General features: G+C 61.0%; 22 protein-coding genes. 12 read left to right on the top strand and 10 right to left on the bottom strand.

Features of this window, described 5'->3' with window-relative positions:
* Positions 1 to 117: 117 nt before the first annotated feature.
* Together BPHYT_RS10285 and BPHYT_RS10280 are read right to left on the bottom strand one after the other, a co-directional pair.
* Positions 118 to 762: a helix-turn-helix transcriptional regulator gene (locus BPHYT_RS10285; protein ID WP_041758422.1), complete on the bottom strand. Its 645-nt coding sequence runs from the start codon at positions 760 to 762 to the stop codon at positions 118 to 120.
* A 120-nt stretch (positions 763 to 882) separates the two neighbouring features.
* Positions 883 to 1,851 (bottom strand): ornithine cyclodeaminase family protein, encoded by a 969-nt coding sequence (locus BPHYT_RS10280; protein ID WP_012433074.1) that lies wholly within the window; start codon positions 1,849 to 1,851, stop codon positions 883 to 885.
* Positions 1,852 to 2,091: 240 nt separating this feature from the next.
* Between BPHYT_RS10280 and BPHYT_RS10275 the strand changes: the two genes are divergently transcribed.
* From BPHYT_RS10275 to BPHYT_RS10265, 3 genes are all read left to right on the top strand, one after another.
* Positions 2,092 to 2,880, top strand: a complete 789-nt coding sequence (locus tag BPHYT_RS10275) for an ABC transporter substrate-binding protein (RefSeq protein ID WP_012433073.1) — start codon at positions 2,092 to 2,094, stop codon at positions 2,878 to 2,880.
* 97 nt (positions 2,881 to 2,977) lie between these two features.
* Positions 2,978 to 4,219 (top strand): NAD(P)/FAD-dependent oxidoreductase, encoded by a 1,242-nt coding sequence (locus BPHYT_RS10270; RefSeq protein WP_012433072.1) that lies wholly within the window; start codon positions 2,978 to 2,980, stop codon positions 4,217 to 4,219.
* A 45-nt stretch (positions 4,220 to 4,264) separates the two neighbouring features.
* Entirely contained in the window at positions 4,265 to 5,389 is a 1,125-nt protein-coding gene (locus BPHYT_RS10265) for an aminotransferase (protein WP_012433071.1), read from the top strand.
* Positions 5,390 to 5,417: 28 nt separating this feature from the next.
* On the opposite strand, the gene BPHYT_RS10260 is transcribed toward BPHYT_RS10265, so the two are convergent.
* Together BPHYT_RS10260 and nhaR are read right to left on the bottom strand one after the other, a co-directional pair.
* Positions 5,418 to 5,819, bottom strand: a complete 402-nt coding sequence (locus tag BPHYT_RS10260; protein ID WP_012433070.1) for a hypothetical protein — start codon at positions 5,817 to 5,819, stop codon at positions 5,418 to 5,420.
* Positions 5,820 to 5,884: 65 nt separating this feature from the next.
* Positions 5,885 to 6,781 carry a transcriptional activator NhaR gene (nhaR, locus tag BPHYT_RS10255; RefSeq protein ID WP_012433069.1) on the bottom strand — a complete coding sequence of 299 codons (897 nt, stop codon included), beginning with the start codon at positions 6,779 to 6,781 and terminating at the stop codon, positions 5,885 to 5,887.
* 148 nt (positions 6,782 to 6,929) lie between these two features.
* On the opposite strand from nhaR, the gene BPHYT_RS10250 reads away from it, so the two are divergent.
* Both BPHYT_RS10250 and BPHYT_RS10245 read left to right on the top strand, forming a co-directional pair.
* A complete protein-coding gene (locus BPHYT_RS10250) occupies positions 6,930 to 7,421 on the top strand; it encodes a CBS domain-containing protein (protein WP_012433068.1) in 492 nt (163 codons plus the stop codon).
* A gap of 85 nt (positions 7,422 to 7,506) precedes the next feature.
* Positions 7,507 to 8,469: a Tim44 domain-containing protein gene (locus BPHYT_RS10245; RefSeq protein ID WP_012433067.1), complete on the top strand. Its 963-nt coding sequence runs from the start codon at positions 7,507 to 7,509 to the stop codon at positions 8,467 to 8,469.
* A 116-nt stretch (positions 8,470 to 8,585) separates the two neighbouring features.
* Here BPHYT_RS10245 and BPHYT_RS10240 read toward each other — a convergent pair whose 3' ends face one another.
* A complete protein-coding gene (locus BPHYT_RS10240; protein WP_238535582.1) occupies positions 8,586 to 8,855 on the bottom strand; it encodes a RidA family protein in 270 nt (89 codons plus the stop codon).
* A 176-nt stretch (positions 8,856 to 9,031) separates the two neighbouring features.
* Positions 9,032 to 9,169, bottom strand: coding sequence for a carboxymuconolactone decarboxylase family protein (locus BPHYT_RS38625; RefSeq protein ID WP_167315746.1), 138 nt, complete (start codon positions 9,167 to 9,169; stop codon positions 9,032 to 9,034).
* Positions 9,170 to 9,652: 483 nt separating this feature from the next.
* On the opposite strand from BPHYT_RS38625, the gene BPHYT_RS10230 reads away from it, so the two are divergent.
* The 4 genes from BPHYT_RS10230 to BPHYT_RS10215 all read left to right on the top strand — a co-directional run bounded on the left by BPHYT_RS10230 (position 9,653) and on the right by BPHYT_RS10215 (position 11,653).
* Positions 9,653 to 10,249: a septal ring lytic transglycosylase RlpA family protein gene (locus BPHYT_RS10230; RefSeq protein ID WP_012433066.1), complete on the top strand. Its 597-nt coding sequence runs from the start codon at positions 9,653 to 9,655 to the stop codon at positions 10,247 to 10,249.
* Positions 10,250 to 10,450: 201 nt separating this feature from the next.
* The gene (locus tag BPHYT_RS10225; RefSeq protein ID WP_012433065.1) at positions 10,451 to 10,744 is read left to right on the top strand and encodes a GYD domain-containing protein; all 294 of its coding nucleotides are present in this window, start codon (positions 10,451 to 10,453) and stop codon (positions 10,742 to 10,744) included.
* Between the two features lie 62 nt (positions 10,745 to 10,806).
* Positions 10,807 to 11,016 carry a hypothetical protein gene (locus tag BPHYT_RS10220; RefSeq protein ID WP_012433064.1) on the top strand — a complete coding sequence of 70 codons (210 nt, stop codon included), beginning with the start codon at positions 10,807 to 10,809 and terminating at the stop codon, positions 11,014 to 11,016.
* A gap of 166 nt (positions 11,017 to 11,182) precedes the next feature.
* A complete protein-coding gene (locus BPHYT_RS10215) occupies positions 11,183 to 11,653 on the top strand; it encodes a universal stress protein (protein WP_012433063.1) in 471 nt (156 codons plus the stop codon).
* A gap of 88 nt (positions 11,654 to 11,741) precedes the next feature.
* On the opposite strand, the gene BPHYT_RS10210 is transcribed toward BPHYT_RS10215, so the two are convergent.
* Positions 11,742 to 12,641 (bottom strand): LysR family transcriptional regulator, encoded by a 900-nt coding sequence (locus BPHYT_RS10210; protein WP_012433062.1) that lies wholly within the window; start codon positions 12,639 to 12,641, stop codon positions 11,742 to 11,744.
* Positions 12,642 to 12,792: 151 nt separating this feature from the next.
* On the opposite strand from BPHYT_RS10210, the gene dld reads away from it, so the two are divergent.
* On the top strand, positions 12,793 to 14,532 hold the full coding sequence (gene dld / locus BPHYT_RS10205; protein WP_012433061.1) for a D-lactate dehydrogenase: 1,740 nt from the start codon (positions 12,793 to 12,795) through the stop codon (positions 14,530 to 14,532).
* A gap of 43 nt (positions 14,533 to 14,575) precedes the next feature.
* Here the strand turns inward: dld and BPHYT_RS10200 are convergent, their stop codons facing one another.
* Positions 14,576 to 14,896 (bottom strand): SDR family oxidoreductase, encoded by a 321-nt coding sequence (locus BPHYT_RS10200; protein WP_238535652.1) that lies wholly within the window; start codon positions 14,894 to 14,896, stop codon positions 14,576 to 14,578.
* Here BPHYT_RS10200 and BPHYT_RS39080 point away from each other — a divergent pair.
* Complete coding sequence (locus BPHYT_RS39080; protein ID WP_238535581.1) at positions 14,829 to 15,401, top strand: hypothetical protein; 573 nt, start codon at positions 14,829 to 14,831, stop codon at positions 15,399 to 15,401. The two genes, BPHYT_RS10200 and BPHYT_RS39080, sit on opposite strands and share 68 nt — an antisense overlap.
* 45 nt (positions 15,402 to 15,446) lie before the next feature.
* Here the strand turns inward: BPHYT_RS39080 and BPHYT_RS10195 are convergent, their stop codons facing one another.
* Positions 15,447 to 16,784 (bottom strand): MFS transporter, encoded by a 1,338-nt coding sequence (locus BPHYT_RS10195; protein ID WP_012433060.1) that lies wholly within the window; start codon positions 16,782 to 16,784, stop codon positions 15,447 to 15,449.
* 76 nt (positions 16,785 to 16,860) lie between these two features.
* Complete coding sequence (locus BPHYT_RS10190) at positions 16,861 to 18,432, bottom strand: sulfatase-like hydrolase/transferase (protein WP_012433059.1); 1,572 nt, start codon at positions 18,430 to 18,432, stop codon at positions 16,861 to 16,863.
* Positions 18,433 to 18,563: 131 nt separating this feature from the next.
* On the opposite strand from BPHYT_RS10190, the gene BPHYT_RS10185 reads away from it, so the two are divergent.
* Positions 18,564 to 19,106 carry a MarR family winged helix-turn-helix transcriptional regulator gene (locus BPHYT_RS10185; RefSeq protein WP_012433058.1) on the top strand — a complete coding sequence of 181 codons (543 nt, stop codon included), beginning with the start codon at positions 18,564 to 18,566 and terminating at the stop codon, positions 19,104 to 19,106.
* Positions 19,107 to 19,127 lie beyond the last annotated feature (21 nt).

Genomic DNA, 19,127 nt, shown 5'->3' with positions numbered 1-19,127 from the left:
GGGCAAGGCACGAATGGGTATCTGGTGCGACGGCAAAAACGCGCCTGGCGGTTGATGTTGCGTTACCCGGATAACGGCGTCCCAATCATGTTTCTTTAATAAACGTGGGCTCGCCGGTCAGGCCGCCGCGCCTCGCAAATCCCTGATGTGTTGATAGACGGTGGCGCGCCCCATTCCGAGTACGTTCGCCACGTAATTCGCGGCGCTTTTGCCTTTGAACGCGCCCTCGGCCCACAGCGCTTCGACCAGTTCGCGGCGATGGTCGCGAGTCAGGGAGTTCAGCGCCAGTTGACGCTCCTGCAGCCAGGCGTGAAGGAACGTGTTGATGCGCTCCTGCCAGTCGTCCTTGAAGAGTTCCTCGGGTTGCTTCACCACGCCGGCGCCGGAAATGACGCGGTCGATCACGTGCTTCACGTCCTCGAATACCGCGATGTTGTAGTTCACGCACATCACGCCGATGGCGGTCTCGGCGTCGTCGAACAGGACCGTGCTGACGCAGCGCATCCGCCTGCCGTCCCAGTTGATTTTTTCATAGGGGCCGACGGTGCCGGACTCGGCCGTATGGTCCATTTCTTCCAGCGCCGACTCGTCGCCGAGCTCGCGCTTGGACAGGTTGTTGGCTATGTAAGCAACCGTCTGGCTTTGCAAGTCATGAATGACGATTTCGACGTACGGGAAAAACAGCAGCGCGATGCCGTCGGCGACACGGCTGTATCGATCCAGAAGCAGCCGGCGGGCGGCCGTGGTCTTGGTCTTTCGCATAGGGAGGGATGAAGTTCCGGTGTTCGGAAAGTCCGCAGCGTCTTGCGTCATGGTGCTGCGGGTCCGTGTGTTATCCGCCATTCTGCCATGGGCGGGACCTCGATCCAGCCGCGCGCACCGTCATGCATCCCGCCGCGTCAGATGCCTGAAAAGTTCGAACGCGATGGCCACGTCTTCGAGTCCCAGTCCGATCGAGCGGAAAAAAGCGTGTTGCCGATAGGACGGCTTTTGCGCGACGCCCGACACCAGCTCCGGCAAATCGGCCACCACGTTTTCCGCGGACCAGCCGTGTCGCTCGGCGGCCAATTTCATTTCTCCCGCGCTGGCCGGCGTGGTCTGCCGGTAATCGCAATAGACGTCCATGGCGGGAATCCACGAGGGTGGAATTTCGTGTGCGTTCGTGGCGTTGGTGCTGATCGACGTAATGAGCGCCGGCTTGCCGAGCATGCCTTCGAGCAGCACGGGCGTGCCCGATGAAGTACACAAGGCGACTACATCGGCATCGCGCACGCAATCTTCGAGTGCGGTGCAAACGGCGACGCGCTCGTCGAGCGCCATAAGCGTGGCGCGCTTCGCCGCGTTGTCCTTGAGGTCGGGTGAAAACACCTGAATCGAATGCCAAGGGCGGACTGACGCCAGGTGCCGCAGATGCGCCTGACCTACCGCGCCCGAACCGATGATCGCAAGCGTTTGCGCATTGGGCGCGGCGAGGTGTTCGACGGCAAGCGCCGTTGCGCCGGCCGTGCGTTCGACCGTAAGCAGGCCGGCATCGCACCACATCAACGGCTGTCCCGTTTCCATCGACATCAGCGCGGTCCACGCGGTAATGACCGGCCTGCTGGGCGTAACGATATACGGCGACAGTTTCGCGCCGAATACCTTGGCGCTCGCCATCGCGCCGAGATACGTAATGAAGTCCCCAGCGCCGCCTGGAAATGGCGTGAGCGTTTGCGGCGGCTGCACGGCGGCGTCGTTGCCAAGCGCGCGAAACATCTGCGTCAACGCCTCGCGCACGTCGAGATGAGGCAGGGCGTTGCGAACGGTTTCCTCATCGACGATCAACGGAACGGCTTTGTCTGTCTTGCTCATTGAACTGCTCTCCACAACGTTGCCGGCCTGCGGCGTAGAAGCGATTCTAAAGTCAAAATGTCCAATCTGGACTTTTATTTTGAAAATTGCTTGCTTTTGCCGGAGTCCAGAATAGACTGTTGATCCAGAGAGCGCGTGAGTCCGGATCGCTCCGGTGCAATCCGCGCCGTCTCGAAGCTTTGCAGTCAGCCGTCGTCCGTGCCTTCAATTCGCGATGCCCTCACCACACAGGGAGCCACCATGCTTCAGAAGCTTTCACTTTCCGTTTTCGTCGCTGCTGCGTTGCTCGGTTCGGTCGGCACCGTCAGCGCGGAGACTCAAAACACCTTGCGTTTCGGCATCGAAGCCGCGTACCCGCCGTTCGAAAGCAAGTCGCCGACGGGGCAACTGGAGGGCTTCGACGTCGACGTCGGCAACGCCGTCTGCGCGAAGATGGGCGTGAAATGCGAGTGGGTCGAGAATGCATTCGACGGGCTGATTCCCGCCTTGCAGGCCCGCAAGTTCGACGCGATCAATTCGGCCATGAACATCACCGACAAGCGCAAGCAGACGATCGCTTTCACGCGGCCCATTTATGTCGTGCCGATCGTGATGGTCGCGAAGCGTAGTTCGGGTTTGCTGCCTGACGTGAAGAGTCTGCAGGGCAAACGCGTGGGCGTGCTGCAGGCGTCGTCGCAGGAAGACTTTCTGAAGCGCCATTGGGCGAATGCCGGCGTGTCGATCGTCTCTTATGCCGACCAGGATCAGGTGTACGCCGACCTCGTGGCCGGTCGCCTCGATGCCGCCGTTCAGGAAGCGCAGACTGTTCAGGACGGTTTCCTGAACAAGCCCGCGGGCCACGACTACGCGATTGCCGGCCAGCCGCTCAGCGATCCGGCGACGCTCGGCGAAGGCACCGGCTTCGGCCTGCGCAAGGGCGACCGCGCACTGGCCGGGAAAATCGATGCCGCACTCGACGCGCTGAAGAAAGACGGCACGCTCAGCGCGCTTTCGCAGAAGTACTTCAAACGCGACATCATCGCCAAATAAGGCATTGTCGAACCGGTGCGAACGGATTCGCACCGGACCTGTGTGCGTGCTGTCGCATGCATGCTTCCGGTCCCGCCAGGGAAAGCAGAGCGAGTGTATGGATTTCGATGTCATCGTGCTGGGTGCGGGAATCGTCGGCGTGTCGTCCGCGCTGCACTTGCAGGATCGCGGCCGCCGGGTGGCGCTGGTCGACCGGCGTGGTCCGGGTGAAGAGACCAGTTTCGGCAACGCCGGGCTGATCGAAAGTTCGTCCGTCGTTCCGTACGCTTTTCCGCGCAATCTCGGCACGCTGCTGCGTTATGCGCGCAATCGCTCGACCGACCTTTACTGGGACTATCGCGCGCTGCCGTCTTTTGCCGGTTGGCTCGCGCGCTTCTGGTGGGAGTCGTCACCCGAACGGCTGATGGCCGCGGCGCACGATATGCTGCCTCTGATGCGGCACAGCGTGGCAGAGCACGATGTGCTGATCGCGCGCGCCGGTCTCGAACAGCTAGCGAGCGACAAAGGCTGGATCGAGGCGTTTCGCACGCCGGCGGAATTCTCGCGGCAATCCGCGGCGGCCGAAGTTACGGCAAATACTTATGGGTTGCGTGTGACGACGCTCGACGCGGCAGCGCTGGCCGCGCGTGAGCCCGGCGTCGCAGAGGGATTTTGCGGAGCGTTGCATTGGCAGGATCCGAAGAGCATCGTCAACCCCGGCGCGTTGACGCAAGGTTATGCACGGCTGTTCGAGGAGAGCGGCGGCGCGCTGTTGACCGGCGACGCGACCACGCTGAAGGCGGAAGGCGGCGCGTGGACCGTGCAGACTTCGTCGGGCAGGATCAGCGCGAAAGAGGTCGTCGTCGCGCTGGGCCCGTGGTCGGATCGGGTATTCGCGCCGCTCGGATATCGCATTCCACTGCGTGCGAAACGCGGCTATCACATGCACTACCAACCCACACAACCCATGCTGTCGACGCCGCTCGTCGACTCGCAGCAGGGTTACGTGGTGGCGCCGATGCAAGGCCGCTTGCGGCTCACGACAGGCGTCGAAATAGCCCGGCGCGAGGCGGCGCCGACAGGCGTGCAACTGGAGCGGGCGGAGCGTACTGCCAGACCGACATTCGGTCTCGGCGCGCGGCTCGACGAACATCCATGGCTCGGCTTGCGGCCGTGCACGCCCGACATGCGCCCGGTCATCGGGCCCGCGCCGCGCCATCGGGGGCTCTGGTTCGCGTTTGGCCACAACCATCATGGCTTGACGCTCGGTCCGGTGACGGGGCGTTTGCTGGCGGAGATGATGACGGGCGCCGAGCCTTTTGTGGATGCGCGTCCATTTCGTCCCGAGCGGTTCCGCTAGATGTTCTACAACGGATCGTCTGATTGAATAACAAAGGAGAGTGAGATGAAGATCAAGGACTTCGGCGTCGAACGCTGGATGGACCTGTACGAAAACCAGTGTACTTACAACCTGGCGGAAACCTGCGTGGAATCGCTGACGGTCGATCAGTTGCTGACGCTCGCGAACAAACAGGACAGCATTCTCGACGAACTCCGCGGGCTCAAGCTGACCTACGGCGCGATCGAGGGATCGGTCCGCTTGCGCGAAGCGATCTCGGCCATGTACGCGCGCCAGTCGCCGGAAAACCTGATCGTGACGCACGGCGCCATCGGCGGCAACGCGCTGGTGTACGAAACCCTGGTCGAGCCTGACGACACGGTGATCTCGGTTCTACCGACCTACCAGCAGCACTATTCGATTCCCGAGAGCTACGGCGCCGACGTGCGGATTCTGAAGCTGCGTGAAGAGAACCGGTTTCTGCCGGATCTCGCCGAATTGCGCAGTCTCGTCAATGACAAAACGCGGCTCATCGCGATCAACAATCCCAACAATCCCACCGGTTCCCTGATGGACGAGGCGTTCCTCGCCGAGGTCGGCGAAATTGCGCGTTCGTGCGGAGCGTATGTGCTATGCGACGAGGTGTATCGCGGCACGGATCAGGAAGGCAGCGGTTATACCGCTTCGATTGCGGATCTGTACGAGCGCGGCATTAGTACTGGCAGCATGTCCAAAACGTACTCGCTCGCGGGTTTGCGGCTCGGCTGGATCGCCGGCCCGAAGGATCTGATTCGCGCCGTGGCGATTCATCGTGACTACAACACGATCAGCGTCGGCATGATCGACGATCATTTTGCTTCCATTGCGCTGGAAAACCGTGCGGCGATTCTGGCGCGCAACCAAGATATCGTGCGCACTAATCTGGCGATCGTCGACGCATGGATCGCCAAAGAACCGGCGATGTCTTATATCAAGCCCAAGTCCGGAACCACGGCGCTGCTGAAGTACGACCTGCCGATGTCGTCGCTCGAATTCTGCACTGAACTGATCGAACAAACCGGCGTGATGCTGACACCGGGCAGTGCGCTCGACATGGAAGGTTATGTGCGCCTCGGGTACGCCAACAACCGCGACGTGCTCGAAACGGGGCTTGGCAAAATTTCAGAATTTCTCGCGAGGCGTCGAGCCTGATTCACTGCCGAGCGGGGCGTGAGTGCACTTACTCCTCGCACTTCACGTCCTGTCTTCGCACGGAGATGATGACCGGATACGTTCCGTGTTCGAGTTCCACGCGCGCGACGACGGACATCGTCTCATTGTCGATATCGTCGTACACGCTGACCTTTTCATGCCGCAGGCTCGTGAGTCCGGTACAGCCGGACGCACGAGCCTCGTCGGATACCTTGCATTGAATCGGGTTGTCCGCGAGGAGGCGATATCGGTCTCTTTCCGGTGTCGCGAGATATTCGCGAAAGCTCTGCGCCGACCCGCCGATACCCGTGACATACCCAATCGCGCATTGCAATCTGGGTGTATCGCTGTTCCCGGATGTCTGCGCGGTTGCGGCCGTGCTTGCGGCCGCGACGAGCGCCACGAGTGTCGATGCGAGGAGATATTTCATGGCGCGAATCAAGGTTGTCCGATCGAAGTGCTGGATTGTAATGGCATCTCCGCAAGCATGCTCCGCTAGACGTTGAACAGCTCGCTGCGCGCCGCGTCCAGAATCATCGCGACAGCCGGATGGCTGATGCGGCGCTCGATCGAAATCGCAAAGAATTCCTCGACGATGGAATTGATCTGCCCGACCGTCGCGAGTTTGTGCTCGGCCTGTAGCTGGCTTTCCAGCACGGTCGGCGCGAACAGCAAACCGCGGCCTTCGCGAGCGAACGCCATGGTCATCGCGCCGTCGTCGAATTCGCCAACGATGCGCGGCGAAATGGCATGGGACGCCAGCCAATGGTCCAGCTTGCGGCGCACCGCCGATTCCGTGCCGGGCAGCAGCACCGGCAACTGACCGAGCGACAACGGGAAGCGTTTCTTGCCGCTCTGGATCAGCGCTGGCGCGCCGAAACAACTGAGTGTGGAACGGCCGAGCCGGTGATTGAATGCCTTGACATTGACGTCGGCGGGAATGGGAGCATCCGCGATGATCAGGTCGAGGCGGTGCAGGGCAAGTTGCGCGAGCAGTGCATGCAGCTTGCCCTCGTGACAGATCATGCGCACCGAGACGGACGGGCTTAGCGCCGGCTCCAGCAGCCTGTATGCGATCGCCTTCGGCACCGAATCCGCGATGCCGACGCGAAACCGCGTCTGCGGGCCCGCTTCGTTCTCGCGCCGCACGGCGCTTTCGAGCTCCGAACCCAGCGAGAATATTTCGTCGGCGTAATCGAGCGCGAGGCGGCCCGCGTCGGTCAGTTCGAGCGTGCGGCCGCTTTTCCTGAACAGCTTCTTATCCAGCGCTTCTTCGAGCAGTTTGATCTGGCCGCTCAGCGTTTGCGGCGAGATATGCAACTGCTCGCCCGCCCGAACGATGCCGCCCGCGTGCGCCGCGACCCAGAAGTAATGCAGATGCTTAAAGTTCACGATTGCTCCACAGATTACGCAATGCTACGGTTTTCTCGAAGTATCGCTATAAAAAATACGCATTTTACGTTATTCCACGTTCAGGTAGATTGAGGTTTCGCCCAAGGGTTCATGCGGGGCGGCTAACGGTAGCTGACGGAGGTGGCAGATGGCATCGGTTGCACAGTTCCTGCGTTCAAAAGCGTCCCAGACAGTATGGTCGACCCAGGCATCCACTTCGGTTTACGACGCGGTCGCGATCATGGCTCACCGGCGCGTGGGCGCGCTCATCGTCGTCCATGAGGGGCGCGTGGCCGGCATCGTCACGGAGCGCGACTACGCGCGCAAGATCGCGCTCATGCACCGCTCATCAAGGAATACGCCGGTGCGCGACATCATGTCGACGACTGTGCGCTATGTCGGCCCGGGGCAGACCACCGAGGAATGCATGGCGCTCATGACGGAATACCGGATTCGCTATTTGCCTGTCATTACGGAAGGACAGGTGATCGGCATGGTGTCGATCGGCGATCTGATCAAGAACCTGATTGCCGAGCAGGAAGACACAATCCGGCAATTGGAGCATTACATCCATGGCAACACTGTTCAGGTTGGTCAGCGTGGCTTTCAAACGCACTCACCAGCCGGTTTTGCCACCTGAGAAAAATTACCGTTCGTAATGTATTCGGCGCGATGAAGAGAGCGCGCGAAGCGGGCGGTCCCCTGACTTACCAAAGAGGCTTTTTATGTACACGCAAATCATCAATCAACTTCGACGTGCTGCCGGTGCGGTGACGCGCGGGACGGCAGCGCTCGGTCTTGCGGGGCTCCTTGCTCTCGGCGCCGTGGCTTCGAACGATGCCGAAGCGAAGCGCGTGGGCGGGAGCCAAAGCATCGGCAGACAGTCGCAAACGGCGTCGCCGTCCGGGCCGGCACAGCGCCAGCAAGCTCAACCGGCGCAGCAGGCCGCACAGACGCCGGCTGCCGCGGCGGGTAATCGCTGGATGGGCCCGCTCGCGGGGCTCGCCGCCGGACTCGGCATTGCGGCGTTGTTGTCTTCGTTTGGCCTCGGCGAGGGACTCGCGCAATTGATGTCCAATGCGTTGCTGATCGGCGCGGTGATTTTCGCGGGCGTGATGCTGTTCCGCTTTATCGCCAATCGGCGTCGTCCGGATCTCGCTTATGGGAACGGCGCCGCGAACCGGCAGCAAAACGGCGGCACGCCATTTCTGAATCAGATGGGGCAAGCGCGGCCTGAAACGACGAATTTTCGCGGCTGGCCGCGTGCCGCGATGGGATCGGCCGCGGGGGCGGACACCGTGAAGGCGCCCGAGCTTTCGTCCGGGCCGGATCAGGCTGCATATCTCGTAACGGCGAAGGCGATGTTCATGCGGCTTCAAGGAGCATGGGATCGCAACGAGCAGGGTGACCTGTTCGAGTTGACAACGCCGGAGATGTTCGCGCGTCTCAAGCAGGACCTGGAAACGCGAGGCCGCGAACCGAGCCATACGGAAGTGCCGCAACTCGATGCCGAAGTGCTTAGTACCCAAAGCAACGCGGACGAGACGCTGGTCAGCGTGCGCTTTTACGGTCAGATCCGGGAAGACGATGCACAGACCGCGCAGCCGTTCCAGGAAATCTGGAACCTGGTCAAGCAGACACAGGGCGACCAGGCGTGGCGGCTTGCCGGCATCCAGCAGATCGACTGATAGCGGTATGGTTGAAGCCGGCGCGAAAAAGCGCCGGCTTTTTGCCGCTCATGCATTCCCTTTCCTGTTTCAAAGCGCGGCAACGAATGACGCTGTGACCGGCATCATCGAGACACTTAGGCGCGGCTGCTATCGATTGCCGCGACGCAATCGATCTCGATGTCGAAGCGCCCTGGCCACGCCGGCACATTGACGAAAATCCTCGCAGGCGGGTTCCTTCCGAAGAAGCGCGCATAGATCGCGTTGACGGCCGGAAACGCTTCAACCGACGTGCAATACACGTTGCATTTGAGCACCTGATCGAGCGATGAACCCGCCGTCTCGATGCACAGCTTCAGTGGTTCCAGCACGCGTTGCGCCTGCAGTTCGATCGGCGCGTCCAGCACTTCGCCGGTGGTGGGATCGAACGGCGTTCTAGCCAGCTCGAAAGCAGTTCGACCCGAATGATTTCACGGCTCATGCTTCACTCCATGCTGAAAGGGCCGAGCGTATTTCACCAGTAGTTGCATGCACTCGGCACATGATCGGTCCCGTCGTCCAGGCGCGTGGCAGCACGCTGTCGTTACGCGACTTTGGTTTCGACGACCGGTAAATCCACCTCGGTATCGAACCCATTATTGACGAAGTTGGTCAGCATGAATTGCGCGGCGAACGCGGCGATTTCGACAATGTTCGCGTCGCTGAAACCAGCTTCGCGCACGGCGTGCAGATCGGTTTCGGTGACCTGCCGCGCGTCTCTATCAGCGTCTTCGCGAACGCGACAGCCGCTGCGGTTTTGGGCATATGCGATTGGCCGAGCCGGTTCAGAGGGATCTCATCGTCGTCGATATGCGCCATGTTGCGAAAAATGTTGGGCGTGGTGATCAGCTCGTTCAGATTACTGGGTAACAGACGTGGCGACGAAATTGCTTGTGACACAGGCATGGGTCATCCGCGGGACGCGAGGCAATCAACAGATGTTTGAGCGTGGACGATGATTGCCGCAGGTTTACAGTGGATGCAATCGTGTGACGCAGGCGGCGCAGCCGCGCGTGGACTCGCCAAGCGGCTCGTTTAACGAACGGACAGGCATCACTCAACTTGGCGCGCGAGGCTTATTTAGCATCCCGAATGCACCGGTAATTTAGGTGTCGCTCATTGAACGAAGTGCCCGCGGCCTCAACAAGCTGGCAAGGAGTGGCAAATGAAAAACAATCTTCATACCACACAGAATCGACTCCGCGACGATGCCGACCACGTTCGTTTGCGACGCGCGCGAGGATGCTCACTTCAAACGCTTCTATTTGTGGTCTCGTCGTGCTTCCTCAGCACGGCGCTTGCGGCGCAACCGTCGGCATCCGCCGATACCGGCCCGGCAAGCGCGACGCCGGCCCCACGCCATCTCGATCGCTCCGGCAAGTCGCGCAAGGGCAAGGCTTCGTACTATGGTCGGGAGTTCTATAAAAAAGAAATGGCCGACGGTACGCCGATGAATCCGCAATCCAATGCCGCCGCGAGCAAGACGCTACCGCTTGGCACCAAGGCCCGGGTCACGAATCTAAAAAACGGTAACAGCGAGGTGGTCGAAATCAGGGACCGTGGCCCCTATGTCAAGGATCGAATTGTCGACCTGTCACCTAAGACCGCGGACAAGCTCGGGTTGAAGAAAGACGGCGTCGTTCCCGTCGAAGTCAAACCGGTGGAAGTTCCGCAGCCCGACGGCACAGTGAAGCCGGGCGCAGCCGTACAGGAAAGCGAACGCGGCAAGTCGCCGGTCGACGTGCAGCATTCGTTGCATTGAGTGGACGGCACGCCACTGTTGCGGGAGTGATTCTGTCCGCCGCTCCATTGCACATCGAGCCAAACAGCCAGTCGCAGGCAATTCCATTGCATAGAATCAGGTTACGCGCAGAACGCCCTCGGGCAACCCGGTCGCAGCCGCGTTCGCGATCGGGCTTGCGCGTAGACAACGCGATTCGTACTAATCGTCAGGAGAATCGTCATGGCGACCTATGTAGTTCTTGCACAATTCACGGATCAGGGCATACGCAACATCAAGAACAGTCCGCAGCGGGCCGGTCAGGCGGCGGAGTTGGCCAGGTCCTTCGGCTGTGAAATGAAAGAGATCTTCTGGACGGTGGGCAAATACGACATCGTCACGGTCATCGACGCACCAGATGATCAAAGCTTCGCTGCATTCGGCTACGCGCTAGGATCGGCAGGCAATGTCCGGACGCAAACGCTGCGCGCGTTCACAAAAGACGAATGCAGCGCGATTATCGGCAAGCTTCCATAAAACAGGCCCTCATCCGGAAGGTGATCCGGTCGCTTTCCGCGACTCTTTTTCAGGAGATCACAATGAACGCAAAAACAAACGACAGTGAAGACGTACGCGCATTCGTTCAAACGGCCGAGCAGGCCGGCGAGTTTGTCTGGGTGATTACGCTGGTCGATTTCGGAGCAAAAAAGGTCAAACGGTCGATGGTTTCGGACGACAGGTTCGCCATGCGCGCCGCGGCTCAGGACGCCGGTGACGCTTATCTGAAAGGGCTGACGGAAGACCGATAAAGAGGCGCGGGAGCGCCTTGTTTTCGCTCACGCACAGCACTGCCTGCGAGGCTTGGGTGACTATACTCAAAGAGGCCGCCTCTGATTCAGGTTCACCGGGTTCAAGCGAGAGAGGCGCCGGGCAGGATTTCGACGCGAGCCGGACCAGGTCGCGGGGGAGAAACATATGTTCAAACATCTGCTGGTGCCGACCGACGGCTCGACGCTTTCCGAGGCCGCCATTCAGATGACGGTAACGCTCGCCGCGGAAAGCGGAGCCAAAGTCACTGGCCTCCATGTCATTCCGGAGTTTCATGTCCTCGCGTATGGCACGGAGATGATTGCCGACAACGAGGACCGCATCATTCAGACGGCGCGACAGCGCGCGGAGGACTATCTCCGTGTCATCAAAAACGCGGCCGCGCAGGCTGGCGTGGAGTGCAATACGGTCTCTGAAAGTCGCGCCCATCCTTATGAAGCGATTATCAGCGTTGCAGCGCAACAGAGCTGCGATCTCATCGTCATGGCGTCGCACGGTCGAAGCGGTATGCGGGCGTTCCTGCTCGGCAGCGAAACCCAAAAGGTCCTGACGCATAGTTCAATCCCGGTTCTGGTCGTGCGACAGCCGGCGCCTGGCGGCGCGCATCCAGCGCGCTAGTCAGGTTGCCGGATGGGGAGAACGCTAGCTCGGAGGCACGCGAGTCAATTGAATCGGCATCATGATGGTTAGGATTACGAGTTGAACCTCATTCCTTGCGGGAGGCGGTCCGTTGCTGGCGAAAAATCCTCACGAAGTTCAGTACAGTCGGCGACTTCTCGCGCTGCCGATGGATCAACGCGATGCCCGTAGACAGCGGATTGCCCCGTAGTCCGTGATACGACACGCTTTCGACCTGGATCTGCCGGATCGACGCGGGCACCACCGCGACGCCGAAGCCCGCCGCCACGAGATTCGCCGCCGACGAGATCTGCGGCGACTCCATGCCGATCGAGGGCGCGAAGCCGGCTTCACGGCAGGCGCCGATAATCGAGTCGTACAAATCCGGGCCGATGGGGCGCGGAAAGAGGATGAACGGATCGTCTGCAAGGTCGGCCAGATCGACGCGCCGTCGCCGGTTCAAGCGATGGTTTGCCGGCAACACCGCCAACATGTCTTCGTCGACCAATGGTTCGACTATCAAATCCCGGCAGTTCAGCGGCATGCGCACCAGCGCGGCATCGAGCTGCCGGTCGGCGACTTTATCCAGCAGCAGCGAACTGTTGCTCTCCTCGCAACTGATCGCGACGCGCTCGTACGCATGCCGATAGCGCTGCATCGTCATCGCGACCGCCGGATGAAACACCGTCGAACCCGCGAAGCCGAGCGATAGGCGCCCGGTCTCGCCTCGTCCCGCGTTCTGCACTTCGACGAATGCCTGCTGCGCGTCATCCACGATGCGTTGCGCACGTTCGCGAAAGAGCCGTCCCGCCTCGGTCAGCTCGACGCGGCGTGGATGGCGGAGGAACAGCGGGGTGCCGATTTCCCGCTCGAGCTTCAGTATCTGCTGGCTTAAAGGCGGCTGGGCGATGCCCAGATGAGTTGCCGCGTCGGTGAAGTGAAGGTGTTCGGCGACGGCGAGGAAGTAACGCAGTTGGCGAAATTCCATATGTTTTTCGTCTCCAAATAGCGTCTTCAAGATATTGGACTAATGACAGGACTGATTTTAACCTTCGTGTCAATCCGATGCGCGCAAAGGACGCAGCCGACAACGCTGGACAAAGTCGCGGCGCGCATCGACACCTCACGAGGAAAATCCGATGTCAGCAGCGCACACACCGTTAGTCACTGCCCGCCCCAACGTAGCCCACAACTTGATCGCGGAGCTACGCGGCATCGTCGGCGGGAAACACACGCTGACCGATGACGCCGCGACCCGCCGCTTTCGGACCGGCTTTCGCTTTGGCGCAGGCAAGGCGCTCGCGGTGGTGCGCCCCGGTACGATCGTCGAGCAATGGAAAGTGCTGCAGGCATGCGTCGCGGCGAACGTGATCGTGATCACGCAGGCATCGAACACGGGCCTCACGGGCGGCTCGACGCCGGACGGCGACGACTACGATCGTGACATCGTGATCGTCAGCACGAGCCGCATGAAGAAGGTGTTCGTGATCGACGGCGGCAAGCAGGTCGTCTGCCTGCCCGGCGCGACGCTCGACCAATTGGAAAGGACACTGAAGCCGCTTGGCCGGGAACCGCATTCGGTGATTGGCTCAAGTTGCATCGGCGCATCGGTATTCGGCGGTGTCTGCAACAACTCGGGTGGTGCGCTGGTGCAGCGCGGCCCGGCGTATACGGAAATGGCGGCGTTTGCGCAGATCGACAAAACGGGCAAGCTGCAGTTCGTCAACCATCTCGGGATCCGGCTCGGCGAAACGCCCGAAGATATGCTTGGCCGGCTCGAACGCGGTGAGTTCTCGGATTCCGATGTCCAGCACGACGCGGGCGCCGGATCGGACCACGGTTACGCAAGCCATGTGCGTGAGGTCGATGCCGATACGCCGGCGCGTTTTAACGCCGACCCGCAGCGTCTTTATGAAGCATCGGGCTCGGCTGGCAAGTTGATGGTTTTTGCAGTGAGACTCGACACGTTCCCGATCGAACGGAACGCCAAGGTGTTTTATATCGGCACGAACCAACCTGACGAGCTCACCGATATCCGCCGCCATGCGCTGCACGACTTCAAATTCTTGCCGATCTCGGGCGAATATCTTCATCGGGATGCTTTCGACGTCGCCGAAGAGTACGGCAAGGACACCTTTCTGGCGATCAATTATCTTGGCACGTCGCGCCTGCCCGCGCTGTTCGGATTGAAGAGCCGCTGCGATGCGCTGTTCGATCGTCTCGGCTTTCTCCCTTCCCATTTCACGGATCGCGTCATGCAGGCCGCGAGCCGCCTGTTCCCGAGCCATTTGCCGGCTCGGATGAAACAGTATCGCGACAAATACGAGCATCACCTGATGCTGAAGGTTGCAGCCGAAAGCGTCGGCGAAACCCGTGCGTTCCTCTCTGGGTACTTTGCGAGCGCCACGGGTGCTTATTTCGAATGCACCGATGAAGAGGGCAGAAAAGCGTTCCTGCATCGCTTCGCTGCCGCCGGCGCCGCGGTTCGCTATCGTGCCGTGCATGCCCGCGAGGTCGAGAATATCGTCGCACTCGACATCGCATTACGCCGCAACGATCGCGACTGGATCGAGACGCTGCCGCCCGAGATCGAGGAAACGATTGCCATCAAGCTGTACTACGGCCATTTCCTGTGCCATGTGTTCCACCAGGACTACATCGTCAGGAAGGGCAACGATTGCCTTGAGGTCGAACATAAAATGTGGACACTGCTGGACCGCCGCGGCGCGGAATATCCGGCGGAACATAACGTCGGCCATCTTTACCACGCGAAGCCGCAGCTTGCAGCGTTCTATCGGCAACTGGATCCTTGCAACTGCTTCAATCCGGGGATCGGACAGGCGTCGAAGTTCAGAAATTATCGCGAAGCGGCGGTTTAGCTGAACACGGTTACTGCGAACTGCCCGCGCCACCTGGCGACCGTTAGAGCAGCCGCAAGCCTCCGTCGCATTCGATGATAGCGCCGGTCATGAAGGTGTTCTCCATCAGAAACTGCAGCGCGTGCGCCACGTCTTCCGCGTGGCCGACGCGTCCCACCGGCAGCGTTTCGGCTTGCTGGCGGAACAGGTCCGTCTTGACGTCGACAGGGAACTTGTCCCACCACGCGGTATCGATCACGCCTGGCGAAACGGCGTTCACGCGCCGTGGCGCCAGTTCGCGCGCGAGCGTACCGATCATGCTTTCCAGTGCGCCGTTGATCGCACCCAGGCCAGCCGTGCCGCGATTCGCGATGCGCGCGGAAATGGCGGTGACGAATGTCAGGCTGCCGTCGCGACGGAGGGCCGGCAGGCCGGCCTTCGCCGCCGGAGAGCGTCAGCACCAGGCCGCCAATCCGGCGATGCGCGAGACCCAGTTGCTGATCACCTATCGTGGCAGCCCGATCGTCGCCGACCTATGTTCCGACGCAAATCCCGAAGCGCCCGCACCTGGCGACCGGCTACCTGACGTGCGAGGTCTGGCACAACGCTTTGTTGGCCACGCGAGGCGATTGCATGACTTTGTCGGCTCGGGACGACACACGCTCATCGGTTATGTCGATGCGGCCGGGCAGCAATATGACGCGTTTTTGACGGTTGTCGCGCACTTGCTGCGTCGTTGCCCGGCGCCGCGTCGGCGGTGCTGGTACCTAAGACCCCAGTTTTTCGGGGCGAGATACCAGTTGAGGGCAGTTGATGCCGAGCATACGAGTGGCGGCTTGCAGAGTAATCGAGTCATCCACGCCGGCGCACGGGAGACGATGGTTGGCTGAACTGCTCAGCGTTGCTTCGTGCAACGCTCATCTTGTTGCATGCGCTCAGTGGTTGACCACGGCATCACCGGCAGGCCGCCTGTCGCTTGCCGGCACGGCCTGAACGCACAACAACAGTACGACCATGCCGATGGCAAGTAGCACGCCAATCGCGCCCAGCCCCGTGTACAAGCTACCCGTCGATGTCTTCAACGCGCCCACCATCCACGGGCTCACAGCGCCGCCGAGCGCGCCGAGCGCGGTGATCGTCGCAATGCCTCCCGGTGCAGTATCTTCCCGAAGATAGGTTGTGGGAATCGTCCAGAACAGCGACAGCGCTGCGTATATGCCAACTGACGCGATCACCAGCAACACGACAGTAAGCGCGACGCTATGCGCCGTCAAAGGCAGCAGAAGAAAGCTTGCCGCTACTGCGAAGCCACAGCCTGCGACATGCCAACGGCGCTCCATGTGCCGATCCGAATGCCGTCCGAGCAGCAGCATGCCGATGGCCGTGCACAGCGAAATTGCGCCGCTCATCCAGCCGATATCGCTGATGCGATGCACGCCGACCTGGCGCAGCAGCGACGGAATCCAGAAGCCGACCGCGTTGAGCGCCATGAAGACAGTGAAGTAGATCGTCGACATCAGATAGATGCGCGGATTGGTCAGTACATCGGCCAACGGTGCATGTGAACGCGCTTCGGGTGCATGTCGCGCGCGTCCCGCATTTAACGCTGTCGCAATCTGCGCCTTCTCACGGTCGTTGAGCCACTTCGCGTCGGCGGGACGATCGTCGAGCACGAAGTACGCGGCAAGGCCCAAAGCGATGGCCGGAATGCCCTCGATCAGAAACAGCCATTGCCAGCCGGCGAATCCAAGCTCGCCATGCAAATGACTCATGATCCAGCCCGACAGCGGCCCGCCGACGATACCCGCAAGCGGCACAGCCATCACGAACAGACTCATGATGCGCCCGCGCCGACGGTCGGGAAACCAATACGTCAGGTACAGAATCACACCTGGAAAAAAACCCGCTTCGGCGGCGCCAAGCAGAAAGCGCACGACATAAAGCGCATGCGCACTGCGCACGAACACCAGCACGACTGTCAGGGCGCCCCACAACACCATGATCCGCACGAGCGTCTTGCGTACGCCAATGCGTGCCGCGAGCAGATTGCTCGGCAATTCGAAAATCACATAGCCGACGAAGAACATACCCGCTGCAATGCCGAATACGGAGTCGTCGAGCTTCAGATCCTGCAGGAACTGAAGCTTTGCAAAACCAATATTCACGCGGTCGATGAAGTTGACTACATAGCAGACGAAAATGAACGGGATGATGCGGCGCGCGACCTTGCGGAAGACGCCATCATCGGCGGAACTGCTCGAAGCGTTATTCATGGTGTCTCCAATACGCCTTCGCCGAAGGTCTTTTAGATCTTTTTGAATTGCTTTAGCTGGCGCGGCATATCGCGCGTTACCACTCGCCGAAGAACACGCCCCAGTCCCTGTGCGTATTTGTGCGGCTCGCGACGCCCGCATCGTCGATCGTCACGCGCTGCTTGAGCGTCGCGTGCCAGTCGACCAGCTTGGCATGCATTTGCGTACGCGTCGCTTCATGCGTGCGCTCGCCGCCGAGATCGATAAACTCGTTCGGGTCCGCTTCGAGGTCGAACAGTTGCGGCCGGTAGCCGAGCCAGTGCACGTATTTCCAGCGCGCGTCGCGCACCATCCAGCCGCGGCATTCGTGCGGCGCGCGGCCGAGCGTCAGGCGCGCTCCGCGAAAACTGTAGTCGAGTTCGGAGACCACATAGTCACGCCATCCGTTTTCCTGCGTGAGTGTGTCGCGCAGCAACGGCAGCAACGATTTTCCTTCGATCCGCTCCTCACACGAAGGCAGGCCGAGCGCTTCGAGCACGGTCGGCACCACGTCGATGCAGGACGTGAAGCGCGCCTCGGCCGTACCGCGCGTGGCGTTCGCTTCGGGCGATGGATCGTACACGACCATCGGCACGCGCTGCACGGTATCGTAGAACTGCTCTTTCTCGCCGAGCCAGTGATCGCCGAGGAAATCGCCGTGATCGGCGGTCAGGACGATCAGCGTGTCGTCCCAGCGATTCAGCCGGTCGAGCACGTCCCAGAGACGCCCGAGATGATCGTCGATCTGCTGGATCAATCCCTGGTAAATGGGCCGCACCGTATTGGACACTTCGTCGCGCGAAAAATTGACGCTCTCTTCATGCTGGCGATAAGCGGCCGTCACCGGGTGGGCATTGTCCAGCTCCGCGGTGTGGCGCACGAGCGGCAGGCACTGATCGAGCGAGTACATGTCGTGATAGGGATGCGGCGCGACATACGGCCAATGCGGCTTCACGTACGACAGGTGTAACGCCCAGGGCTCGTCGCCTTGTTGTTCGATATGGCGGATCGCCTGATCGGTCATATACGCTGTTTCGGAGTGCGGCTCCGCGACGCGCGACGGCCAGCGCACATTGCGCATCTGCCAGCCCGAGCGGACCTCGCCGCGGTCGTCTTCGACGCTGATCACATAGTCGCTCCACGGCCGGTCGCTCGCGTACCCGTGTGCGCGCAGATACGCGGGATAACCGCTTTCGCGGCCCGGTTCGTGATGCCCGTCGTAACGGTCCAGTTCGACGAACGAGCCCGCAGAAAGGCGCAGCCCAAGCGGGCTGTCCCTACCGATTTCCAGCCGCTCCATGCCCGACGCGTCCGCCTGAACATGGGTCTTTCCGGCGAGGGCGAGCGAGCGTCCATGGCGGAGCAGATACTCCCCAAGCGTGATCTCGCCGATGGACATCGGCACGCGATTCCAGTTCGCGCCGTGGCTCGTCATCGTGCGGCCGGTGTAATACGACATGCGCGACGGCCCGCAGACGCCGGAGCTGACATAGGCGTTGTCGAAGCGCACGCCGCGCGCGGCGAGCGTGTCGATGTTGCGTGTGCGCATGTATGGGTGGCCGTAGCAGGCGAGGTGATCCCGCCGCAACTGGTCACACATGATGAAAAGGACGTTTCGGATGGCTGTCATGGGTCGGCGTCGGGAGCGTGAATGAACGACATGCCCCGATGCTAGGGAAGGCACACACGTTTGACCTAATCAATCGTATGTGCGCTTGCACAATCGCGCATAATGCCCGTTCCGCTTCAGGACCGAGACCCATGTCGCACACTCCCACCGCGCCCGGTGCCGCTGACGAGCCCCGGCTGAAACACCCCAGCCATATCGATGAGTTTCTGCTGTACCGGTTGCATAACCTGACGCGCGTCGCGGTTCAAGGAGTCGGGTTGATGTTCCGGCGTGAAATAGGCATTAGCCGGCGTGACTGGCGCGTCCTGGCGTTCGTTGGCCGATTCCCCGACCTCAACCTCACACGGCTGGCGGAACTCACAGGACTGGACACGGTGATCGCGAGCCGGTGCGTTACGCAGCTCGTGCAACGCGGGCTGCTGGCGAACCGGAGACAACCGGCGAACAAGCGTGTTTCCTTGCTGCGGCTCACTGAATCAGGCGAGCAGGTGTACGCGCAGGCACACGCTGCCGGCCAGCAATACAACATCGAATTCGCCGCTTGCCTGAATGATGACGAGGCGCGCCTGCTGGAGACCGTGATGTCAAAGCTCGAAGCGCGGGCTCACGAATTGAATCAACGCGAGATTGCGTTTGGCGTCGACAGCCGGGAAGGCGACAGCGTCGAAGAGTGACTGCCGCTGCCGCTTTCCTTC

Origin of the sequence: Paraburkholderia phytofirmans PsJN (assembly GCF_000020125.1) — a bacterium.
GTDB classification, from domain to species: domain Bacteria; phylum Pseudomonadota; class Gammaproteobacteria; order Burkholderiales; family Burkholderiaceae; genus Paraburkholderia; species Paraburkholderia phytofirmans.
The sequence above is the reverse complement of the archived record's forward strand: the minus strand, read 5'-3'. Positions and strand labels throughout refer to the sequence as shown.